The sequence below is a fragment of the Evansella tamaricis genome, from assembly GCF_019042215.1.
In the GTDB taxonomy this organism is placed as follows: Bacteria; Bacillota; Bacilli; order Bacillales; family Salisediminibacteriaceae; genus Evansella; species Evansella tamaricis.
In genome coordinates this window covers 1-4,910 of record NZ_JAHQCS010000043.1, presented here as the reverse complement: position 1 = coordinate 4,910, position 4,910 = coordinate 1, and the positions used below count along the sequence as shown (strand labels likewise).

Genomic DNA, 4,910 nt, shown 5'->3' with positions numbered 1-4,910 from the left:
AAGACACTGCGAAGAATGAGCAGATGTCGCACTTGTGCCCGTGGTGAAAGGGAGTGAATTTCGCAAAAATCAACATTGAACGATAACAGAGCCTTAATATTAAATAATTCCGTCCGAGTATTCGTGTATTGTTTTTTTTAGTTGGCAAATATATCAGTGGAATTAGCAGAGTTTTTAACAAGACTACATTATTTCCCCTTAAGGGGATAATTTTCTAGTGAATAGTAACACTAATGTTAAATCAACATTACTCTTTCGAAGTGAATGAGGAGGATCATTTAACATGAAAAAGGTGTTATTGAGTTTAGTTCTCTCAGTTATTCTATTCAATGTATTATTGCCGTTGTCATTTGCAGAAGAGGAAAAGGAAGAAGAAAAATTAATTCCGGATTCAGCGATGGATATTTCAAAAGATAATACGTACCCAAATCCAAGTCAGGATTTGCCAAAGTTACATCCAAGTGATCTTGCGTCAGAACTCCTTGATTCTACAGAAATAACTATTGAAAATCCTGAATTAATCAAAATGTTTAATGAATCTGCCATACAAGGTTCTAAATTAGCCATTGGTATGAATATTTCCATTTACTTAGGTCAGTGGCCATTAGTTTATGAATCGGAAGAGTCAAAAATTAATTGGGATTTTGAAAAAGTGAATACGAATGTATTAGATAACCGTGGAGGAAATGAAGGAAAGCGAATCAATTATAACCAAGAGCAGCAGAAGCGAATTAAAGGGGGCTTGACTGCTGAAATTCCAAATGCGGATATGGTCCAAAAAATGATGTTAATGAAAGCGACAGAGAAAATGAAGCTCCCATTAAGTTTCTCTACCGTCATTGGATATGGAACGAAAACGGACCGAGTGTATAATATTTCTCCAAAAATGGTGGGGTATTTAACTGCTTTCGCACCTGCAGTGAATGAAAAAGGGAAAGTAACCTACGGTGAAGTTTATCTTCGAGTGAAGGGAGATAAGAAGTGGTTAGAAGTAAAAAATGTGACTCAACAAGGAATAGGAGCATGGATCCCAATTCAGGACTATGTAAATTTAAAGGTACAGACGTCGAAGCAGCCTAAGTAGTTTAACTTTGTGAGCACATACAACAGGAACAACAAATAGCATTTTAAAACACATGGATTCATGAGAGGGCACTGAAAAAGTAAAAAACAACTTTTTCAGTTCCTTTTATTTGTATGGCAATGGCTTCGCTCGTCGCTTGCCTGATAGGAGAAAACGGCTCCTATCAGGCTTTTTAAAGATTGCGACGGCTAAGCTCATTGCTTAGAGGAACTGTAAAAGTGGAAAAGCACCACTTTTTCAGTGCCCTCATTCATGATTTTATTTTTTTCAGAATCCCATGTGTTTTTTATTGGGAGTGGGCAAAGGATTTACTAGAACCACTTCTCTAGTACTCTGATTAAATGGTATAATGACAAAATAAATACTATTCAGTAATAACCCTTATCGGACTTATCATTCAATTGGGAATATTAATTTTGAGGTGTGAGAAGTGACAATACAAGTTAGAAAGATGATACCAAATATATTTACACTGGGTAATTTATACTGTGGTTTTCTTTCCATTGGCTTTGCGGCAAGTGGTGAATATAATAATGCAGCTATTTTAATTTTAATTGGAATGATGTTAGACAGTATGGATGGACGTCTGGCAAGAATGTTAAAGGCGGAAAGCGATTTTGGGAAAGAATTAGATTCCTTAGCAGATATCGTTACTTTCGGGGTAGCACCTTCGTTTTTAGTTTATTATACATATTTTTATCAGTTTGGATTTTTAGGGTTTGCAGTCGCAGGCTTATTCCCACTTTTCGGTGCGTACCGTTTAGCAAGGTTTAATATCAATGCAAGTAAAACAACGAAAAGTTATTTTAGTGGTGTGCCCATAACTGCAGCAGGTGGGATATTGGCAATACTCACTTTATTTGGAGGTACTTTCCCTGAGATAATAACTACGGTTGTATTTACAGCCTTGTGTTTTCTAATGGTTAGCAGATTACGGATTCCAAGTCTTAAGGAAGTTCCTTTGCCGAAATACGGAACGATCGTCACCATTTTTCTTGGCTGTTTGTTGTATGTTATCTATATCGGAGCTTATGCCCAATTTCCTTACTTAATTTACATTGCAACCCCCTTATATATTGCTTTTCTGGCTTACCGCTTTGTCAATTGGAAAAATAATAAAAAGAATGCAGAATAGAATTGGGTTTCTCACATGGCTTGATAGCCTAGTGAGAAACCCTTTTTTTACCGAATCAGCAACTGTTTTCTAGCAGTGAAATTAACATCTTTATAATAAGCATGTTTTACTAACAAGTTAGGACCTAAACATTTCACTGCGGGACAATGACAATCGATACTCTTCGACAGCTTTGACTTTCTCCATTTGTTATAAGCATTCGTAAGCGAGGTGTTCTGGATATGTCCTACTATACCTGCGTCGGCAAAATCAGTTACATTAATATTGCCGGAAAAGATATCGATATTGAGGCGCGATCGTCCATCTGGATCATTACGCACAGTAACGTTTTTCTCGGAGTACAACCTCTCTAGGAGGGCTTGATCCTCTTTCTCTGAATTACAAGGATAAAAGGGAAGAGTTCCAAATAACATCCATATGTTTTTATCACGGTTATCTAGAAGTCGGTGGATCCCATCTCTAATTTCTTCCAGCGTGGCAATCTTCAATTTACTTGCAAATGCACTTGGGTACATTGGGTGAATTTCATGTCTTTGACATCCCATTTGAATAACTTGTTCATGAATTTTTTCCAAGTGCGGTAATGTTCTGGAGTTGATCATTGTTTCTGCAGATACCATTACCCCTTTTTGGGTTAAGTATTTACTGTTTTCCACCATTCGATGAAAAAGAGATTCCCTCTGCCTCCAGGATGGTTTTCGGTCCATCACTGCAAAGCCAATCTCCGCAAAATCCTCAGCAGTTCCATAATTATGAGAGATGTGAAGTACATCCAAATATGGAATGATAAGTTCATAACGTTCCACTGGCATTGTTAAATTAGAGTTTATTTGAGTGCGAATTCCTCGGTTATGGGCATACTTCAGGAGGGGAACCACGTATTCTTTCACTGATTTTAACGACATCATTGGTTCGCCGCCCGTAATGCTAATACAGCGGAGAGTAGATATCTCATCCAACCTTTTCAGGAATAATTCCAACGGCAGTGGATCTGGATCTTTTTGTTGTAAGGAATATCCCACAGCACAATGTTCGCATCGCATGTTACAGAGGTTAGTTGTTGTGAACTCAATATTTGTTAGTTGTAATTCACCATACTCTTCCATATCTAAGTAAGCTTCCCATGGATCGAAGGAAGGCGTAATGTCCTTTACTTTCATTCTGGCACTCCTTTATGAAAATTGTTTTGCACTAGTTAATCATACACGAACTTATAGAATAAGAGAATGGAAGGACAAGATGATATCCTTTTTACGACAGATAAAATTTTGATAAAATGGGTATGATTAAAAGGAAGTACTAATTAATAGGTAAAGGGGTATTATTGTTGGAAAACTCAGATCTTGAAAAAAACAAAAAAATGAATCTTTTACATGAACAGATGGACCATTTAATAGTAATGCTTGATTCTATCGATCCAGAAAAAGCAGGTATTGAAGATATTGACCGCATAATCGTAAAACTGGATGAATTAGAAAAAAAGTGTCAGCAATATCGAAACGAATGGACATAATTACTGTTGAATCTCAATATTTCCAATATTTTTCAATATTTGTTTAGGGTGGCGAAACACTTACTCTTACAAGGGTTGTGTTATTTTCAAATAATTATTAATCTTAGAATATCTATAAAATACCTAAATACACCTTTTCAAATTGTTATAATGATATAGTAAATAGATTTGAAAAGGGGTATAAGTATGAAGATTATCTTTAAAACTATTTTTGTTGGTGGTATATCACTAATGTTAACAGCATGTGGCACAACCGAAAAGGAAGATAATATCCAAACAGGTGGACAAGACTTAAATGGTTCCAGTTCTGAGGAATCTCAAATAGTACTGGAGCCTGAAGGGAATAAAGATGTAAATGAAGAAGAAGAATTCCTATTTCCTGTTCTTGATTCTACAGAGGATGAAATTCGGATTGAGCTGAATGGGGAAGAAATAATCCTTGATGCTACTTACTATACAACAACATTTGACAAGGAAATTAAAGTGTTAGATGGAATGTCCTTTACGTATAGAGAAGAAGGACAGCCTGCAGCGATTGCAACGTTTGAAGAAGGCCATTTACTTAGTGACTTAAACTTCATAGTGGAAGAAAACTTGATTTATGATGGTGAGAATGTTTTAACACGTGAGGTAGATGTAGCACGTGACATTCATTTAGAGACAAGCTTACTCGGTACAGCAGGTCATGTAAATGACTATAATGTTCATGAGTTGGACGAATCACTACCTTTCCATTACGTCATTGAAGTGGTAGGGGATGCAACTAAACCGGGGAATTGGGCAGATAGTATCCGTGGGAAAGAGTACCGTCAGTTCACTTTTGTGGAAGTGACAGAACATGGGCGCTACTATGTCAAACTTCAGTTTCCAGTTGATGTGGATGAAGAGATTGAAGCAACTGCTTTAGCTTTGGCATTATCTTATCAATCTGTTAAAACTATTGATGTTGACGAAGAATAATTAACACAAGATAATAGAACGGGGCTGTCCATAAGGTCAAGGAAAAGTGATCTAAAGGGGGACAGCCTCGTTCTTTTATTAGTTTTAGCACCTTCGGGCATTGTCTAGCTCCACCGCCTACTTGCATGGGAACTGAAAAAGTGGTGCTTTTCCACTTTTACAGTCCCTAAGCAATGAGCGTAGCCGTCGCAATCTTTAAAAAGCATGATAGGAGTGGT

The 4,910-nt window shown here is 36.9% G+C and carries 5 protein-coding genes; 4 read left to right on the top strand and 1 reads right to left on the bottom strand.

Annotated elements, in window-relative coordinates; genetic code table 11:
• The first annotated feature begins 283 nt into the window (after nt 1–283).
• Together KS419_RS02795 and pssA are read left to right on the top strand one after the other, a co-directional pair.
• On the top strand, nt 284–1,084 hold the full coding sequence (locus KS419_RS02795) for a YfkD famly protein (protein WP_217064565.1): 801 nt from the start codon (nt 284–286) through the stop codon (nt 1,082–1,084).
• A gap of 451 nt (nt 1,085–1,535) precedes the next feature.
• On the top strand, nt 1,536–2,219 hold the full coding sequence (gene pssA, locus KS419_RS02790) for a CDP-diacylglycerol--serine O-phosphatidyltransferase (protein WP_246593624.1): 684 nt from the start codon (nt 1,536–1,538) through the stop codon (nt 2,217–2,219).
• Nucleotides 2,220–2,266: 47 nt separating this feature from the next.
• Here the strand turns inward: pssA and yfkAB are convergent, their stop codons facing one another.
• Nucleotides 2,267–3,379, bottom strand: a complete 1,113-nt coding sequence (gene yfkAB, locus KS419_RS02785; RefSeq protein WP_217064564.1) for a radical SAM/CxCxxxxC motif protein YfkAB — start codon at nt 3,377–3,379, stop codon at nt 2,267–2,269.
• 167 nt (nt 3,380–3,546) lie between these two features.
• Between yfkAB and KS419_RS02780 the strand changes: the two genes are divergently transcribed.
• On the top strand, nt 3,547–3,732 hold the full coding sequence (locus KS419_RS02780; protein WP_217064567.1) for an SE1561 family protein: 186 nt from the start codon (nt 3,547–3,549) through the stop codon (nt 3,730–3,732).
• Between the two features lie 186 nt (nt 3,733–3,918).
• On the top strand, nt 3,919–4,692 hold the full coding sequence (locus KS419_RS02775; RefSeq protein WP_217064563.1) for a hypothetical protein: 774 nt from the start codon (nt 3,919–3,921) through the stop codon (nt 4,690–4,692).
• Nucleotides 4,693–4,910 lie beyond the last annotated feature (218 nt).

Coding starts and splice junctions, on each gene's coding strand:
- KS419_RS02795 (WP_217064565.1), top strand. CDS start 284: ATGAAAAAGGTGTTATTGAGTTTAGTTCTCTCAGTTATTCTATTCAAT.
- pssA (WP_246593624.1), top strand. CDS start 1,536: ATGATACCAAATATATTTACACTGGGTAATTTATACTGTGGTTTTCTT.
- yfkAB (WP_217064564.1), bottom strand. CDS start 3,379: ATGAAAGTAAAGGACATTACGCCTTCCTTCGATCCATGGGAAGCTTAC.
- KS419_RS02775 (WP_217064563.1), top strand. CDS start 3,919: ATGAAGATTATCTTTAAAACTATTTTTGTTGGTGGTATATCACTAATG.